Annotated in this window: 29 protein-coding genes; 1 reads left to right on the forward strand and 28 read right to left on the reverse strand. The window is 51.4% G+C overall.

What is annotated here, in order from left to right; translation table 11 throughout:
* Positions 1-6 precede the first annotated feature (6 nt).
* The 25 genes from rpsM to rpsJ all read right to left on the reverse strand — a co-directional run bounded on the left by rpsM (position 7) and on the right by rpsJ (position 12,953).
* On the reverse strand, positions 7-363 hold the full coding sequence (gene rpsM / locus AC1V0D_RS21540; protein WP_003850176.1) for a 30S ribosomal protein S13: 357 nt from the start codon (positions 361-363) through the stop codon (positions 7-9).
* A gap of 146 nt (positions 364-509) precedes the next feature.
* The gene (gene rpmJ / locus AC1V0D_RS21545) at positions 510-626 is read right to left on the reverse strand and encodes a 50S ribosomal protein L36 (RefSeq protein ID WP_010252805.1); all 117 of its coding nucleotides are present in this window, start codon (positions 624-626) and stop codon (positions 510-512) included.
* A 32-nt stretch (positions 627-658) separates the two neighbouring features.
* The gene (gene secY, locus AC1V0D_RS21550) at positions 659-1,990 is read right to left on the reverse strand and encodes a preprotein translocase subunit SecY (protein ID WP_009087577.1); all 1,332 of its coding nucleotides are present in this window, start codon (positions 1,988-1,990) and stop codon (positions 659-661) included.
* A 7-nt stretch (positions 1,991-1,997) separates the two neighbouring features.
* Positions 1,998-2,432 (reverse strand): 50S ribosomal protein L15, encoded by a 435-nt coding sequence (rplO, locus tag AC1V0D_RS21555; RefSeq protein ID WP_009087579.1) that lies wholly within the window; start codon positions 2,430-2,432, stop codon positions 1,998-2,000.
* Positions 2,433-2,435: 3 nt separating this feature from the next.
* Positions 2,436-2,615 carry a 50S ribosomal protein L30 gene (rpmD, locus tag AC1V0D_RS21560; RefSeq protein WP_003850166.1) on the reverse strand — a complete coding sequence of 60 codons (180 nt, stop codon included), beginning with the start codon at positions 2,613-2,615 and terminating at the stop codon, positions 2,436-2,438.
* Between the two features lie 5 nt (positions 2,616-2,620).
* Positions 2,621-3,121, reverse strand: a complete 501-nt coding sequence (gene rpsE / locus AC1V0D_RS21565; RefSeq protein WP_003850164.1) for a 30S ribosomal protein S5 — start codon at positions 3,119-3,121, stop codon at positions 2,621-2,623.
* A 14-nt stretch (positions 3,122-3,135) separates the two neighbouring features.
* The gene (gene rplR, locus AC1V0D_RS21570; RefSeq protein ID WP_003850163.1) at positions 3,136-3,489 is read right to left on the reverse strand and encodes a 50S ribosomal protein L18; all 354 of its coding nucleotides are present in this window, start codon (positions 3,487-3,489) and stop codon (positions 3,136-3,138) included.
* Positions 3,490-3,498: 9 nt separating this feature from the next.
* Positions 3,499-4,032 carry a 50S ribosomal protein L6 gene (gene rplF, locus AC1V0D_RS21575; RefSeq protein ID WP_009087581.1) on the reverse strand — a complete coding sequence of 178 codons (534 nt, stop codon included), beginning with the start codon at positions 4,030-4,032 and terminating at the stop codon, positions 3,499-3,501.
* Between the two features lie 13 nt (positions 4,033-4,045).
* On the reverse strand, positions 4,046-4,438 hold the full coding sequence (gene rpsH / locus AC1V0D_RS21580) for a 30S ribosomal protein S8 (protein ID WP_003850158.1): 393 nt from the start codon (positions 4,436-4,438) through the stop codon (positions 4,046-4,048).
* Positions 4,439-4,470: 32 nt separating this feature from the next.
* Positions 4,471-4,776, reverse strand: a complete 306-nt coding sequence (rpsN, locus tag AC1V0D_RS21585; RefSeq protein ID WP_008927132.1) for a 30S ribosomal protein S14 — start codon at positions 4,774-4,776, stop codon at positions 4,471-4,473.
* A gap of 14 nt (positions 4,777-4,790) precedes the next feature.
* Complete coding sequence (rplE, locus tag AC1V0D_RS21590; RefSeq protein ID WP_003850155.1) at positions 4,791-5,330, reverse strand: 50S ribosomal protein L5; 540 nt, start codon at positions 5,328-5,330, stop codon at positions 4,791-4,793.
* 14 nt (positions 5,331-5,344) lie between these two features.
* On the reverse strand, positions 5,345-5,659 hold the full coding sequence (gene rplX, locus AC1V0D_RS21595) for a 50S ribosomal protein L24 (protein WP_003850150.1): 315 nt from the start codon (positions 5,657-5,659) through the stop codon (positions 5,345-5,347).
* Positions 5,660-5,669: 10 nt separating this feature from the next.
* The gene (gene rplN, locus AC1V0D_RS21600; RefSeq protein WP_006120590.1) at positions 5,670-6,041 is read right to left on the reverse strand and encodes a 50S ribosomal protein L14; all 372 of its coding nucleotides are present in this window, start codon (positions 6,039-6,041) and stop codon (positions 5,670-5,672) included.
* 248 nt (positions 6,042-6,289) lie between these two features.
* A complete protein-coding gene (locus AC1V0D_RS21605) occupies positions 6,290-7,642 on the reverse strand; it encodes an 8-oxoguanine deaminase (RefSeq protein WP_482908077.1) in 1,353 nt (450 codons plus the stop codon).
* A 358-nt stretch (positions 7,643-8,000) separates the two neighbouring features.
* Positions 8,001-8,255, reverse strand: a complete 255-nt coding sequence (rpsQ, locus tag AC1V0D_RS21610; RefSeq protein ID WP_003850147.1) for a 30S ribosomal protein S17 — start codon at positions 8,253-8,255, stop codon at positions 8,001-8,003.
* Positions 8,255-8,446 carry a 50S ribosomal protein L29 gene (gene rpmC / locus AC1V0D_RS21615; RefSeq protein WP_003850146.1) on the reverse strand — a complete coding sequence of 64 codons (192 nt, stop codon included), beginning with the start codon at positions 8,444-8,446 and terminating at the stop codon, positions 8,255-8,257. Before rpmC ends, rpsQ begins: the two co-directional genes overlap by 1 nt.
* Positions 8,446-8,856 (reverse strand): 50S ribosomal protein L16, encoded by a 411-nt coding sequence (rplP, locus tag AC1V0D_RS21620; RefSeq protein ID WP_002438716.1) that lies wholly within the window; start codon positions 8,854-8,856, stop codon positions 8,446-8,448. Before rplP ends, rpmC begins: the two co-directional genes overlap by 1 nt.
* Positions 8,857-8,868: 12 nt before the next feature.
* A complete protein-coding gene (gene rpsC / locus AC1V0D_RS21625) occupies positions 8,869-9,567 on the reverse strand; it encodes a 30S ribosomal protein S3 (protein WP_009087585.1) in 699 nt (232 codons plus the stop codon).
* Positions 9,568-9,584: 17 nt separating this feature from the next.
* Positions 9,585-9,917: a 50S ribosomal protein L22 gene (gene rplV / locus AC1V0D_RS21630; RefSeq protein WP_008927136.1), complete on the reverse strand. Its 333-nt coding sequence runs from the start codon at positions 9,915-9,917 to the stop codon at positions 9,585-9,587.
* 13 nt (positions 9,918-9,930) lie between these two features.
* The gene (rpsS, locus tag AC1V0D_RS21635; protein ID WP_001138115.1) at positions 9,931-10,209 is read right to left on the reverse strand and encodes a 30S ribosomal protein S19; all 279 of its coding nucleotides are present in this window, start codon (positions 10,207-10,209) and stop codon (positions 9,931-9,933) included.
* Between the two features lie 16 nt (positions 10,210-10,225).
* The gene (gene rplB / locus AC1V0D_RS21640; protein WP_009087588.1) at positions 10,226-11,047 is read right to left on the reverse strand and encodes a 50S ribosomal protein L2; all 822 of its coding nucleotides are present in this window, start codon (positions 11,045-11,047) and stop codon (positions 10,226-10,228) included.
* A 17-nt stretch (positions 11,048-11,064) separates the two neighbouring features.
* Positions 11,065-11,367 (reverse strand): 50S ribosomal protein L23, encoded by a 303-nt coding sequence (gene rplW / locus AC1V0D_RS21645; RefSeq protein WP_003850708.1) that lies wholly within the window; start codon positions 11,365-11,367, stop codon positions 11,065-11,067.
* Complete coding sequence (rplD, locus tag AC1V0D_RS21650; RefSeq protein WP_009087590.1) at positions 11,364-11,969, reverse strand: 50S ribosomal protein L4; 606 nt, start codon at positions 11,967-11,969, stop codon at positions 11,364-11,366. Before rplD ends, rplW begins: the two co-directional genes overlap by 4 nt.
* Before the next feature lie 10 nt (positions 11,970-11,979).
* A complete protein-coding gene (rplC, locus tag AC1V0D_RS21655) occupies positions 11,980-12,609 on the reverse strand; it encodes a 50S ribosomal protein L3 (RefSeq protein WP_006120583.1) in 630 nt (209 codons plus the stop codon).
* A gap of 32 nt (positions 12,610-12,641) precedes the next feature.
* Positions 12,642-12,953 (reverse strand): 30S ribosomal protein S10, encoded by a 312-nt coding sequence (gene rpsJ / locus AC1V0D_RS21660; RefSeq protein WP_001181005.1) that lies wholly within the window; start codon positions 12,951-12,953, stop codon positions 12,642-12,644.
* A 393-nt stretch (positions 12,954-13,346) separates the two neighbouring features.
* On the opposite strand from rpsJ, the gene AC1V0D_RS21665 reads away from it, so the two are divergent.
* A complete protein-coding gene (locus AC1V0D_RS21665) occupies positions 13,347-14,117 on the forward strand; it encodes a prepilin peptidase (protein WP_482908078.1) in 771 nt (256 codons plus the stop codon).
* Here AC1V0D_RS21665 and bfr read toward each other — a convergent pair.
* From bfr to AC1V0D_RS21680, 3 genes are all read right to left on the reverse strand, one after another.
* Positions 14,104-14,577, reverse strand: a complete 474-nt coding sequence (gene bfr, locus AC1V0D_RS21670; protein ID WP_009087595.1) for a bacterioferritin — start codon at positions 14,575-14,577, stop codon at positions 14,104-14,106. The two genes, AC1V0D_RS21665 and bfr, sit on opposite strands and share 14 nt — an antisense overlap.
* Positions 14,578-14,675: 98 nt before the next feature.
* Complete coding sequence (bfd, locus tag AC1V0D_RS21675) at positions 14,676-14,870, reverse strand: bacterioferritin-associated ferredoxin (protein WP_009087597.1); 195 nt, start codon at positions 14,868-14,870, stop codon at positions 14,676-14,678.
* A 171-nt stretch (positions 14,871-15,041) separates the two neighbouring features.
* Positions 15,042-15,305, reverse strand: a 264-nt coding sequence (locus AC1V0D_RS21680) for an EF-Tu C-terminal domain-related protein (protein WP_482908079.1), incomplete at its 5' end; no start/stop codon positions are given.

The raw sequence follows: 15,305 nt of genomic DNA on the forward strand, positions 1-15,305 counted from the left end.
CCCCGATTATTTCTTGATCGGTTTACGCGGACCCTTACGGGTACGTGCGTTGGTCTTGGTACGCTGACCGCGAACCGGAAGACCACGACGATGGCGCAAACCACGGTAGCAACCAAGGTCCATAAGACGCTTGATGCTCAGGGTGATTTCACGGCGCAGATCACCTTCAACAACGAATTTCGCAACTGCATCACGCAGCTGATCAATTTGTTCTTCAGACAGCTCACTGATCTTAACATTTTCAGCAATGCCCGTTGAAGCGCAGATGGCTTTTGAACGGGTTTTACCGATACCGAAGATCGAAGTTAATGCGATAACGGTATGTTTTTGATCAGGAATGTTAATGCCTGCTATACGGGCCACTATGCACTCCTATAATTAAACAAGCACGTCCCATGCTGAAAAGCCCGTTTTCAGGATACTCAAATGGAAACGTACTGACATACAAAAGATTGGCTGGCTAATCTAGCCAGCTCAACCCGACTTTGCAAGAAAAATATGTGACAAAATCAGCCTTGGCGCTGTTTATGCTTTGGCTCGGCGCTGCAGATCACACGTACGACACCGTCGCGACGAATGATTTTGCAGTTACGACATAATCTCTTGACGGAAGCACGAACTTTCATTTTTACTCTCCGTAACTTCTCAACCAACTGAATTAACGGCCGTAGCCTTTCAGGTTAGCTTTCTTCAGTGCCGACTCGTACTGACTGGACATCATCAGAGTTTGCACTTGAGCCATAAAGTCCATGATGACGACAACTACGATAAGCAGTGATGTACCGCCAAAGTAGAAGGGAACCTTCATCGCATCACGCATGAACTCCGGGATAAGGCAGATAAAAGTAATGTACAGGGCGCCGATTAAGGTCAAACGCGTCATTACTTTATCAATATACTTCGCCGTTTGCTCTCCCGGACGAATTCCCGGTACGAATGCACCAGACTTCTTCAGGTTATCTGCTGTTTCACGTGGGTTGAAAACCAACGCCGTATAGAAGAAACAGAAGAAGATGATTGCAGTCGCATAGAGTAGCACATAAAGCGGCTGTCCTGGCTGCAAATACAGCGAAATTGTTGTCAGCCAGTTCCAACCGGTACCGCCCCCAAACCACGATGCAATCGTTGCCGGGAACAGAATAATGCTGGAAGCAAAAATAGCCGGGATAACACCCGCCATATTCACTTTCAACGGTAAATGTGTGCTCTGTGCAGCGTAAACGCGACGACCCTGCTGACGTTTTGCGTAGTTCACCACAATGCGGCGCTGTCCACGTTCAACGAAGATAACAAAGTAGGTCACTGCGAATACGAGTACTGCAACCAACAGCAACAGAAGGAAGTGCAGGTCGCCTTGCCGCGCTTGCTCGATGGTATGGCCAATGGCCGGCGGAAGACCCGCAACAATACCTGCGAAGATAATGATCGAAATACCGTTACCGATACCCCGCTCAGTAATCTGTTCGCCCAGCCACATCAGGAACATTGTTCCTGAGACCAGACTCACAACAGCGGTAAAGTAGAACGCAAAGCCCGGATTCATCACCAGACCCTGCATCCCTGGCATATTCGGCAGACCGGTAGCAATACCGATCGACTGGAATATGGCCAATACCAACGTACCGTATCGGGTGTACTGGCTAATCTTACGACGGCCAGCCTCCCCTTCTTTCTTAATTTCCGCTAACGCTGGATGAACCACCGTTAATAACTGGATAATGATCGATGCCGAGATATACGGCATGATGCCCAGTGCGAAAATAGAAGCACGGCTGAGAGCACCACCAGAGAACATGTTAAACATTTCAATGATGGTGCCACGCTGTTGCTCAAGCAGTTTGGCAAGTACAGTGGCATCAATACCAGGGATTGGAATAAAAGAGCCAATACGGAAGACAATCAGTGCGCCGATGACAAACAGAAGTCTGCGTTTCAGCTCACCAAAGCCGCCTTTGGCGCTTTGAAAATCTAATCCCGGTTGTTTAGCCATCTGCTACTTATTCCTCGATTTTACCGCCAGCAGCTTCGATTGCAGCACGAGCACCTTTGGTGACACGCAGGCCGCGAACCGTTACCGGTGCAGAAACTTCACCAGACAGAATTACTTTAACGAATTCAATCTGAACACCGACAATGTTGGCTGCTTTCAGCGCGTTCAGGTCGACGATACCGCCTTCAACTTTCGCCAGATCAGACAGACGAATCTCTGTAGTGATCATTGCTTTGCGAGAGGTGAAACCGAACTTCGGCAGACGACGGTACAGAGGCATCTGACCACCTTCGAAACCGCGACGTACGCCACCGCCAGAACGTGAGTTCTGACCTTTGTGACCACGACCACCGGTTTTTCCGAGGCCAGAACCGATACCACGACCCAGACGCTTAGTAGCGTGCTTAGACCCTTCGGCCGGAGACAGAGTATTTAAACGCATCTCTTACTCCTCCACTTTAACCATGTAGGAAACCGCGTTGACCATGCCGCGTACAGCTGGCGTGTCTTCACGCTCTACGGTATGACCAATACGACGCAGACCCAGGCCAACCAGAGTGGCTTTATGCTTAGGCAAGCGGCCGATTGAACTACGGGTTTGAGTGATTTTAATAGTCTTAGCCATCGTGATTACCCCAGAATTTCTTCAACGGATTTACCACGCTTAGCAGCGACCATTTCCGGAGATTTCATATTGCCCAGGCCGTCGATAGTTGCACGAACCACGTTGATCGGGTTAGTAGAACCATAGGCTTTTGCCAGTACGTTATGAACTCCAGCGACTTCCAGAACGGCGCGCATTGCACCACCGGCGATGATACCGGTACCTTCTGAAGCCGGCTGCATGAACACGCGGGAACCCGTGTGTGCACCTTTAACAGGGTGCTGCAGGGTGCCGTTGGTCAGCGCGACGTTAACCATGTTGCGACGGGCTTTCTCCATCGCTTTCTGGATCGCTGCTGGAACTTCACGCGCTTTACCGTAACCAAAACCTACGCGACCGTTACCATCGCCTACCACAGTCAGAGCTGTGAAGGAGAAAATACGACCACCTTTAACAGTTTTAGAAACACGGTTTACCGCGATCAGTTTTTCCTGCAGTTCGCCAGCTTGTTTCTCGATGTGTGCCATCTTAGACCTCTACCTTAGAACTGAAGGCCAGCTTCACGGGCAGCATCTGCCAGTGCCTGGACGCGACCATGATATTGGAAACCGGAACGGTCGAAAGAAACACCTGTGATGCCTTTTTCGATTGCGCGTTCTGCGATAGCTTTACCTACTGCAGCTGCGGCTTCTTTATTACCGGTATACTTCAGTTGTTCAGTGATAGCTTTTTCTACAGTAGAAGCAGCGACCAGAACTTCGGAACCGTTCGGGGCGATTACCTGTGCGTAAATATGACGCGGGGTACGATGTACCACCAGGCGAGTAGCACCCAGCTCTTTGAGCTTGCGACGTGCACGGGTCGCACGACGGATACGAGCAGATTTCTTATCCATAGTGTTACCTTACTTCTTCTTAGCCTCTTTGGTACGCACGACTTCGTCGGCGTAACGGACACCCTTGCCTTTGTAAGGCTCAGGACGACGGTAGGCGCGCAGGTCTGCTGCAACCTGACCAATCAGCTGCTTATCAGCGCCTTTCAGCACGATCTCAGTCTGAGTTGGGCATTCTGCAGTGATACCCGCGGGCAGCTGGTGATCGACTGGATGAGAAAAGCCCAGTGACAGGTTAACCATATCGCCTTTAACGGCAGCACGATAACCTACACCAACCAGCTGCAGCTTCTTAGTGAAGCCTTCGGTAACACCGATAACCATTGCGTTCAGCAGCGCGCGAGAAGTACCCGCCTGCGCCCAGCCGTCAACGAAACCTTCGCGCGGAGCGAAAGTCAGAGCGTTGTCAGCATGCTTAACTTCAACAGCATCATTGATAGTACGAGTCAGCTCGCCGTTTTTACCTTTAATCGAAATTACCTGACCGTCGAGTTTTACCTCTACGCCGGCAGGAACAACGACAGGTGCTTTAGCAACACGAGACATATGTATCCTCCGATTACGCTACGTAGCAGATAATTTCGCCACCAAGACCAGCCTGGCGCGCTGCACGATCAGTCATGACACCTTTGGATGTAGAAACTACAGCGATGCCCATACCAGCCATTACCTTTGGCAGCTCATCTTTTTTCTTATAGATGCGCAGGCCAGGACGGCTTACTCGCTGAATGCTTTCTACAACAGCTTTACCCTGGAAATACTTAAGAGTCAGTTCCAGTTCCAGCTTGATGTCGCCTTCGATTTTGAAATCTTCAATATAACCTTCTTCCTTCAGAACGTTGGCAATTGCCAATTTCAGCTTGGAGGAAGGCATGGTGACCGCAACTTTGTTCGCGGCCTGACCGTTACGGATACGGGTCAGCATATCCGCGATCGGATCTTGCATGCTCATCTGTGTTACTCCCGTGATTCAATTGGTGACAATTACCAGCTAGCCTTTTTCAGGCCCGGGATTTCACCGCGCATGGCGGCTTCGCGGACCTTGATACGGCTCAACCCAAACTTCCGCAGGAAACCGTGCGGACGACCTGTTTGACGGCAGCGGTTACGCTGACGTGAAGGGCTGGAATCACGCGGCAGACTCTGCAGCTTCAGAACAGCATCCCAACGGTCTTCGTCGGAAGCGTTCACATCAGAGATGATCGCTTTCAGTTCAGCGCGTTTAGCGAAGAATTTGTCTGCTAATTTTGCACGTTTAACTTCACGTGCTTTCATAGATTGCTTAGCCATTAAGTAACCCTACCTTACTTACGGAACGGGAAGTCAAAGGCAGCCAGCAGAGCACGGCCTTCATCATCAGATTTCGCAGTAGTGGTAATGGTGATATCCAAACCACGAACGCGATCGACTTTGTCGTAGTCGATTTCTGGGAAGATGATCTGCTCACGTACACCCATGCTGTAGTTGCCACGACCATCGAATGACTTAGCGGACAAGCCACGGAAGTCACGGATACGTGGAACAGCAATGGTGACCAGACGCTCAAAGAACTCCCACATGCGCTCGCCACGCAGAGTTACTTTACAGCCGATCGGATAGCCCTGACGGATTTTGAAGCCTGCAACTGATTTGCGTGCTTTGGTGACCAGCGGTTTTTGACCGGAGATTGCTGCCAGGTCAGCTGCTGCGTTATCCAGCAGTTTCTTGTCAGCGATCGCTTCACCAACACCCATGTTCAGGGTGATCTTCTCGACCCGAGGGACTTGCATGACAGAATTGTAGCCAAACTCTGTCATGAGTTTCTGGACTACTTCGTCTTTGTAGTAATCATGCAGTTTCGCCATCGTACTACTCCAAATTACTTGATAGTTTCGCTGTTAGACTTGAAGAAACGGACTTTTTTGCCGTCTTCGAATCTAAAGCCTACACGGTCAGCCTTACCAGTTGCCGCGTTGAACAGTGCAACGTTAGAAACCTGAATAGCAGCTTCTTTTTCAACGATGCCACCTGGCTGGTTCAGAGCCGGAACCGGCTTCTGATGTTTCTTCACCAGGTTGATACCTTCAACGATGACCTTACCAGAAGACAGGACATTCTTTACCTTACCGCGCTTACCTTTATCTTTACCGGTCAACACGATAACTTCGTCGTTACGACGGATTTTAGCTGCCATTGTTCGCTCCTTAGAGTACTTCTGGTGCCAGAGAGATAATTTTCATGAACTTTTCAGTACGAAGTTCACGAGTTACCGGCCCAAAAATACGCGTACCGATAGGCTGCTCACTGTTATTGTTCAGAATAACGCATGCATTACCATCGAAGCGAATGACAGAACCGTCCGGGCGACGAACACCCTTCCTGGTGCGCACCACTACCGCCTTCAGGACATCACCTTTTTTGACTTTACCACGAGGAATTGCTTCCTTGATGGTAACTTTGATGATGTCACCGACGCCTGCGTAGCGACGGTGCGAGCCACCCAGAACCTTGATACACATTACGCGACGTGCACCGGAGTTGTCGGCGACGTTCAGCATAGTCTGTTCTTGGATCATTTTAGTGCTCCGCTAATGTCAACTACTACTTCGGGACCTAAACCTCAGGTCGTTAGAAAGCCCCATAATTGAGGGCGCGGCATTGTAACACCGGTTCTCACAGATGGGTAGAAAAAATAAACGGCTCTCAATCGAGCCGCTGATTTTCCCTGATGACAGGGAGGGCGTATTCTAGGGAATAGTGCGAACAGTAGCAAATGTAATCTGCCTTATTTTTCGTCGATCCCCAAATAAAGTGCCCTTCTGTCTCAGCCAGCCAGTTTTGTGGCCAGCTGGTTGTGCTGACGCAGCAGCACTGGCAGTTCAATTCCGGCCAGTTCTCCTTTACGTACCCGGACTTGTCCGTTAATGATGCTGTAAGCAACCTGTCCCGGATTACAGAACACCAGGGCGGCAACCGGATCGTGCCCTGCCCCAGCCAGGCCTGGCCGATTCAGATCAAACACCGCCAGGTCAGCCATCATGCCAGGCGCGATAGCACCCACATCATTACGGTTAAGCACTTTTGCACTGCCCAGCGTTGCCAGCTCCAGGGCCTGCCGTGCGGTCATGGCATCCGGGCCAAACCCGACACGCTGCAGCAGCATCGCCTGACGAACCTCGGCCATCATATCTGAGCTGTCATTGGAGGCGGAGCCATCCACACCAAGACCGACATGCACACCGGCATCGCACATATGGCGTATCGGGGCAATGCCTGAGCCGAGCCGCATATTTGAGCAGGGACAATGGGCGATGCCCGTTCCGGTGCGGGCAAAGAGTTCAATACCCTGTGGATCGAGTTTGACGCAGTGAGCATGCCAGACATCCGGACCGACCCAGCCGAGGTCCTCCACATACTGCGCAGGGGTCATATTAAACTTTTCGCGACTGTAGCGGATGTCGCTGTCGTTCTCTGCCAGATGCGTGTGCATCGAGACGCTGAAACTGCGGGCCAGTGCGGCGGATTGCTTCATCAGCTCACGGCTGACGGAGAATGGCGAACAGGGGGCCACCACGATGCGTAGCATCGAACCGTGGCTGTCATCGTGATAGCGTTCAATGACCCGCTGCGTATCTTTCAGAATTGCCGCTTCATTTTCCACCAGGCTATCGGGCGGTAAGCCGCCTCGTGATTTCCCCACGCTCATACTGCCCCGGCTTGCATGGAAACGCATTCCCATGACGGTAGCAGCCTCAATGCTGTCATCAAGCTGACAGCCATTTGGATAGACATAGAGATGATCACTGGTGGTCGTGCAGCCAGAGAGTATCAGTTCAGCCATCGACACCTGCGTTGAGATACGAATCATCTCAGGTGTCAGGTTCTGCCAGAGAGGATAGAGGTGAGTCAGCCAGTTAAAGAGTTCACCATTCTGCACAGCCGGAATGGCGCGGGTCAGGCTCTGATACATATGGTGATGCGTATTGATCAGACCCGGAATCACAATGTGTCCACGCAGGTCGATAACCTCATCCGCGCTATCGGGTAGTGTTCCGGCTTCTCCGACCGCCACGATCTGATTTCCTTTGATCAGAACAGAGGCGTTGCGAATTTCCCGACGGTCAGCATCCATGCAAACTACACAGTCGGCGTTCTTCAGTAACAGAGTTCGTTCCATGCTATTGCCTGTAGGTTGATGTTGTGTGCTTTCCGATAATAGCGGCAAGCTTTTGGCAGAGCTAATAGCAGGCAATGCAGCAAACAAAGGTAATTTCAGCAGTGACCGCCGTAGGCGATCGGGACTCTCCATTTTCACGGCACATTTCCTTGTACAGTTATGACGACACCGACCTGTTCAGCACGGTGCATTCAGGCCAGACCGCCTGAAGAGTCGCAGCTTACCGCCGGGAAACTGTCGAATTTGTGCGCACTATCAAATCTGCATGTCCGGGGACACAAATGGATCAATACCGGGGCAGAGGCAAAAAAAAACCCCCTGCCGGAGCAGAGGGTTTCCTCAGAAAAAACGGTTCTTATTACAGAACGGCTTTCTCAATTACGCGAACCAGGGTCCAGGATTTAGTCTTGGACAGTGGACGGCATTCGCGGATTTCTACCACGTCGCCGATTCCACATTCATTGTTCTCGTCATGGATGTGCAGCTTGGTCGTACGCTTAATGAATTTGCCGTAGATCGGGTGTTTCACGAAACGTTCGATAGCAACAACTGCAGATTTCTGCATTTTGTCACTTACTACACGACCCTGCAGAGTACGGATTTTATCGGTCATTACGAACCCGCCTTCTCAGTCAGTAAAGTCTTAACGCGTGCAACATCACGGCGAACCTGTTTCAGCAGATGAGTCTGCTGCAGTTGGCCAGATGCTGCCTGCATGCGCAGGTTAAATTGCTCACGCAGCAGATTAAGCAGCTCAGTGTTCAGCTCTTCAACGCTTTTTTCACGCAGCTCAGTTGCTTTCATTACATCACCGTCTTAGTTACAAAGGTGGTTTTGATAGGCAGTTTTGCTGCTGCCAGCTTGAATGCTTCACGGGCCAGCTCTTCTGGTACGCCGTCCATTTCATACAGGACTTTACCAGGCTGGATCAGGGCAACCCAATACTCAACGTTACCCTTACCTTTACCCATACGCACTTCCAGCGGCTTCTCGGTGATCGGTTTGTCCGGGAATACTCGGATCCAGATCTTACCTTGACGCTTAACTGCACGGGTCATAGCACGACGTGCTGCTTCGATCTGACGAGCAGTCAGACGACCACGGCCAACAGCTTTCAGACCGAAAGTACCGAAGCTAACATCCGTACCCTGCGCCAGACCGCGGTTGCGGCCTTTGTGCACCTTACGGAATTTTGTACGCTTTGGTTGTAACATCAGCGACTCTCCTTACTTACGGCCTTTACGCTGCTGCTTTTTAGGTTGAGCAGCCGGTTCCGGTTGTTCAACAGCAGCCATACCACCCAGGATCTCACCTTTGAAGATCCATACCTTAACGCCGATTACACCATAAGTGGTGTGCGCTTCAGAGGTGTTGTAGTCAATGTCAGCACGCAGTGTGTGCAACGGTACGCGACCTTCACGATACCATTCGGTACGTGCGATCTCGGCGCCGCCCAGACGGCCGCTAACTTCGACTTTAATACCCTTCGCGCCAAGACGCATGGCGTTCTGAACCGCACGCTTCATAGCACGACGGAACATCACACGACGCTCCAGCTGTGAAGTGATGCTGTCAGCAACCAGTTTTGCGTCCAGTTCCGGCTTGCGGACTTCGGCGATATTGATCTGTGCAGGAACGCCAGCGATGTTCGCGACGACCGTGCGCAGTTTTTCTACGTCTTCGCCTTTCTTACCGATAACGATGCCAGGACGAGCGGTGTGAATAGTCACACGGATGCTCTTAGCTGGACGCTCGATAACGATACGAGAGACAGACGCTTTAGCCAGTTCTTTAGTCAAAAACTGACGGACTTTAAAATCGCTGTCCAGGTTGTCAGCGAATTCTTTGGTGTTCGCAAACCAGGTAGAGTTCCATGGTTTTACAATACCCAGGCGAATACCATTAGGATGTACTTTCTGACCCATTGCTAGTCTCCAGAGTCTCAGCGATCGGACACAACCACAGTAATGTGGCTGGTGCGCTTCAGGATGCGATCTGCACGACCTTTGGCACGCGGCATAATGCGTTTCATGGTCGGACCTTCATCAACGAAAATTTTCGTGATTTTCAGATCGTCGATATCAGCGCCATCGTTGTGTTCGGCGTTAGCAATGGCAGATTCCAGAACTTTCTTGACCAGTACAGCCGCTTTCTTGTTGGTGTAGGTCAAAATGTCCAGTGCCTGCGACACTTTCTTACCGCGAATCAGGTCAGCAACAAGGCGAACCTTCTGAGCAGAAGAACGAGCGTGGCGATGTTGAGCTAAAGTTTCCATCTCTTCCTCCTACTTATTTCTTCTTGGCTTTTTTATCAGCCGCGTGACCGCGATAAGTACGTGTCGGCGCGAATTCACCCAGTTTGTGACCAACCATTTCGTCGGAAACAAAGACAGGAACGTGCTGACGACCATTATGGACAGCGATGGTCAAACCGATCATGTTAGGAAAGATCGTTGAACGACGGGACCAAGTGCGCAAAGGCTTCTTGTCACCGCTTTCCACCGCTTTCTCTACCTTCTTCAGCAAGTGCAGGTCAATAAAAGGACCTTTCTTGAGAGAACGTGGCATGGCTTATCCTCTAATATTATTTGCTACGGCGACGTACGATAAATTTATCAGTACGCTTGTTGCTACGGGTCTTCTTACCTTTGGTCTGAACGCCCCACGGAGAAACCGGGTGCTTACCAAAGTTACGACCTTCACCACCACCGTGCGGGTGATCAACTGGGTTCATCGCGGTACCACGAACGGTCGGACGAACACCACGCCAACGGGCTGCACCAGCTTTACCCAGAACGCGCAGCATATGCTCAGCGTTGCCGACTTCGCCCAGTGTTGCGCGGCAGTCAGACTCGACTTTACGCATTTCACCTGAACGCAGACGCAGGGTAACGTAAGAACCTTCACGCGCAACGATCTGCACGTAAGCACCGGCTGAGCGAGCAATCTGACCGCCTTTGCCTGGTTTCATTTCTACGTTATGCACGGTTGAACCCACCGGGATGTTACGCATCGGCAGTGTGTTACCTGCTTTGATCGCAGCATCAACGCCAGACTGAATCTGGTCGCCGGCTTTCAGGCCTTTAGGGGCCAGGATGTAACGGCGTTCGCCGTCTTTGTACAGAACCAGTGCGATGTTCGCAGAGCGGTTCGGATCGTACTCAAGACGTTCAACAACTGCCGGGATACCGTCTTTGTTGCGTTTGAAGTCAACAATACGATAAGCCTGCTTGTGACCACCACCGATATGACGGGTAGTGATACGACCATTGTTGTTACGGCCACCGGATTTGCTGTTTTTTTCTACCAGCGGGGCAAATGGTTTGCCCTTGTGCAGCTCCGCGTTTACCACTTTAACTACATGGCGACGACCCGGAGATGTCGGTTTACATTTAACAACTGCCATTGTCTTTCTCCTCCGACTTACTCAGCGCCGCCAGCGAAGTCCAGATTCTGGCCTTCTTTCAGGGTGACGTAAGCTTTTTTCCAGTCGCTACGACGACCGATACGCTGTCCTTGACGCTTAACTTTGCCCTTAACAACCAGGGTGTTTACGTCTTTAACTTCTACTTCGAACAGTTTCTCAACAGCAGCAACGATCTCTGCTTTGGTCGCGTCATTAGCAACTTTGAGAACGATGGTATTGGTTTTTTCCATCGCGCTAGATGCTTTTTCAGATACGTGCGGCGCGCGCAGTACTTTCAGCAGACGTTCTTCACGGATCATGCCAGCATCTCCTCAACTTGCTTAACTGCATCAGCAGTCATAACGACTTTGTCGAAGGCGATCAGGCTAACTGGATCGATACCAGATGCATCACGCACGTCAACCTTGTACAGGTTACGCGCAGCCAGGAACAGATTCTCATCCAGTTCGCCGGTGATGATCAGCACGTCTTCCAGCGCCATGTCTTTCAGTTTCTGTACCAGCAGCTTGGTTTTCGGCGCTTCTACAGCAAATGATTCGACAACGATCAGACGGTCCTGACGTACCAGTTCGGACAGAATGCTTTTCAGCGCGCCGCGGTACATCTTTTTGTTAACTTTTTGACTGTGGTCTTGTGGCTTAGCAGCAAAGGTCACGCCACCTGAACGCCAGATCGGGCTCTTTACAGAACCTGAACGCGCACGGCCGGTGCCTTTCTGACGCCATGGCTTTTTGCCTGAACCGGTTACTTCAGCGCGAGTTTTCTGCGCGCGAGTTCCCTGGCGGGCGCCTGATGCGTAAGCAACAACAACCTGGTGAACCAGCGCTTCGTTGAAATCACGACCGAAGGTAGTTTCGGAAACAGTCAGCGCGCTCTGCGCGTCTTTCAATACTAATTCCATTGCTATCCCCTTACGCCTTCACAGCTGGTTTAACGATCAGGTCGCTACCGGTAGCACCGGGAACTGCACCTTTAACCAGCAGCAGGTTGCGCTCAGCGTCAACACGTACTACGTCCAGGCTCTGAACTGTTACGCGCTCATTACCCAGCTGACCTGCCATTTTCTTGCCTTTGAACACTTTGCCCGGAGTCTGGTTCTGACCGATAGAACCCGGAACGCGGTGAGACAAGGAGTTACCGTGAGTAGCGTCCTGGGTACGGAAGTTCCAGCGCTTAACGGTACCGGCGAAACCTTTACCTTTAGAGGTGCCAGTTACGTCTACTTTTTTAACGTCAGCGAAAATTTCAACGCTGATGCTCTGACCTACAGAATACTCGTCACCTTCAGCGGTGCGGAATTCCCACAGGCCACGGCCAGCTTCAACGCCAGCTTTAGCAAAATGACCAGCTTCAGGTTTGGTCACACGGTTTGCTTTTTTAGCACCGGTGGTAACCTGAATTGCCTGGTAACCATCGTTCTCCAGGCCTTTGACCTGAGTAACGCGGTTCGCTTCAACTTCGATTACGGTTACTGGGATAGAAACGCCATCTTCAGTGAAGATGCGGGTCATACCCACTTTTTTACCGACTAAACCAATCATTGTTTCAACCTCTCAATCGCTCGATGACCTGATTAACCCAGGCTGATCTGCACGTCAACACCGGCAGCCAGATCCAGACGCATCAGAGCATCAACCGTTTTCTCGGTTGGCTCAACGATGTCTACCAGACGCTTGTGAGTGCGGATTTCGTACTGATCACGCGCATCTTTGTTGACGTGCGGAGAGATCAGAACGGTAAAACGCTCTTTGCGGGTTGGCAGCGGGATTGGACCACGAACCTGCGCACCAGTGCGCTTGGCAGTCTCAACGATTTCCGCGGTTGATTGATCGATCAGACGATGATCAAACGCTTTAAGACGGATACGGATTCTTTGGTTCTGCATGAGACCAGAGCTCCAAACTTTTTATAGACGAAAAAAATTACTACTCGAACCCATTACGATTGATGGGAGAGTGTAATCGTTCAGCATATAACTCCCCAATTGGGAGTATTGTCAGGCGGCCTAACGGTCAGCCGTCTGCGATTCTGCTCGAATCGCGCCTGCAATATCTGCAGGCCCGCGCATTATACGTAATTCTGTTCAGGAAGCAACCCGTGCTGGCATTTTCGCTGTTAATTAGTGGCCGGGTCCTGAGGCATACACCGCACAGACCTGTCTCATGACTGACAGGGGGTAAATCAGGTTGTGAACAGGGTTCCGCAAGCTGGCATACACGGGCGACACAGCGTGTAAAAGCGGTGAAAGTATGGCCGACCGTTTAGCCGGAGCCCGAAGATGACCTTAATCCTGATTCAGTTAGCCGCCCTGGCTGGGGGAGGTGCGCTGGGCAGCTTTCTTTCGCTGGCCTGCGCGCGCTTCACCCCTGCCCTTTCTCCCACCCGGTGGTGTGCCGTCCTCTGTTTTCCCGGTTCGCACTGTCCCCACTGCCGCCAGCCTCTGTTATGGCGCGATACGCTGCCACTAATCAGCTGGGCTGCCTTAAAAGGCCGTTGTCGCTTCTGCTCTTACTCATTTGGCGCAGAGAGCGTGGTCATGGAATGGCTGGTTGCCAGCCTGAGCCTGCTTGTACTGCTAAGCTTCGACAGCCTGACTGATGCGCTGTTTATTCTCACGGCGGCCTCTCTGTTGATGATGGTGGCCCTGATTGACCGTCGCCATCTCTGCATACCTGACCCGCTCAATTATCTGTTGCTCTGGCTGGGGTTAATTCATGCGACACTGGCAGGCACTGAAACCCCGGCGATATGGGGTGCACTGTCGGGCTACGGTGCTCTGTGGCTGCTTGCCCAGGGCTATCGACTGGTCAGGGGGTATGAGGGATTAGGATATGGTGATATGAAGCTTTTCGCCGCGCTGGGGGCCTGCTGTGGCTGGCAGGGATTGCCCTGGATTGCACTGGGTGCCACTCTGCTGGCGCTGGCAGGCGTGTTGATGCTGCAATTGCGTGGCCGGACGCAGAGCGTCAGCCCGCTGCCTTTTGGCCCTTTCCTGGCCGTTGCGGGCTGGGTCACTCTCGTCCTGCAGACGCGGTTCACGCTTCTTTGATCTGAGCCTGCAGGTAGTTCTGGATCCCCATCATCCGGATGAGCTCAAGCTCCGTCTCAATCCAGTCAATGTGATGCTCCTCATCTGCCAGGATTTCAATCATCATGTCACGGCTGACATAGTCATGAACTTTGTCCGCATAGGCGATCGCTTCACGAAGATCTTTGGCCCCTTCCAGCTCCAGATTGAGATCTGAACTCAGCATTTCCTCAACGTCCTCACCGATGCGCAGCCGGCCCAGATCCTGCAGATTCGGGATCCCTTCCAGAAAAAGAATGCGCTCAATGTACTTGTCGGCATGCTTCATCTCATCGATCGATTCGTGATACTCCACATCATTGAGGCGCATCAGCCCCCAGTTTTTAAACATCCGCGCATGCAAAAAATACTGGTTTATAGCAACCAGTTCATTTCCAAGCAGTTTATTGAGATGACTGATAATTTTGATATCGCCCTTCATTGTTAACCCTCCACGTCTGCTTTATCAGATCGTAGATGTGATTAAAAAGAAGTCAAAAAAACGCGACAGATATTGTGGGTATTCGCACACGCAGTGTGTCAGGCGATCTCTTTATAGAGTGGCGGATGCTGCATCTCTTCATCCATAATTTCCCGCGCGGCGCGCAGACATTTGCCGCACTGTTTGCCGACCGGTACAAAATGACGCAGTTGCTGGATGGATTTGGGCTGATAGCGCCGTACTACTTCACGAAGGGTTTTATCACTGATGGCATTACACAGGCAGACGTACATTCTTTCATCACTCAAGACCATTTTCTGTACACAGTGTAAATGCGAATCGTTTTTATTACAAACCTACCCTTTGCAGGGTTATGGCGCTCTTCAGGCAAAAAAAAAGAGCACCGAAGTGCTCTTTTCTTTGTGTTGCAGTGGCCGTTTGCACGACCACAGCAGATATCACAATTAAGCGATAACTTTAGCAACAACACCCGCGCCAACGGTACGGCCACCTTCGCGGATTGCGAAGCGCAGACCTTCGTCCATTGCGATTGGGTGGATCAGGGTAACAACCATTTTGATGTTGTCGCCTGGCATGACCATCTCAACGCCTTCTGGCAGCTCTACTGAACCGGTCACGTCAGTGGTACGGAAGTAGAACTGTGGACGGTAGCCCTTGAAGAACGGAGTATGGCGGCCACCTTCGTCTTTAGACAGAACGTAAACTTC

Source organism: Pantoea sp. PA1 (assembly GCF_056856975.1).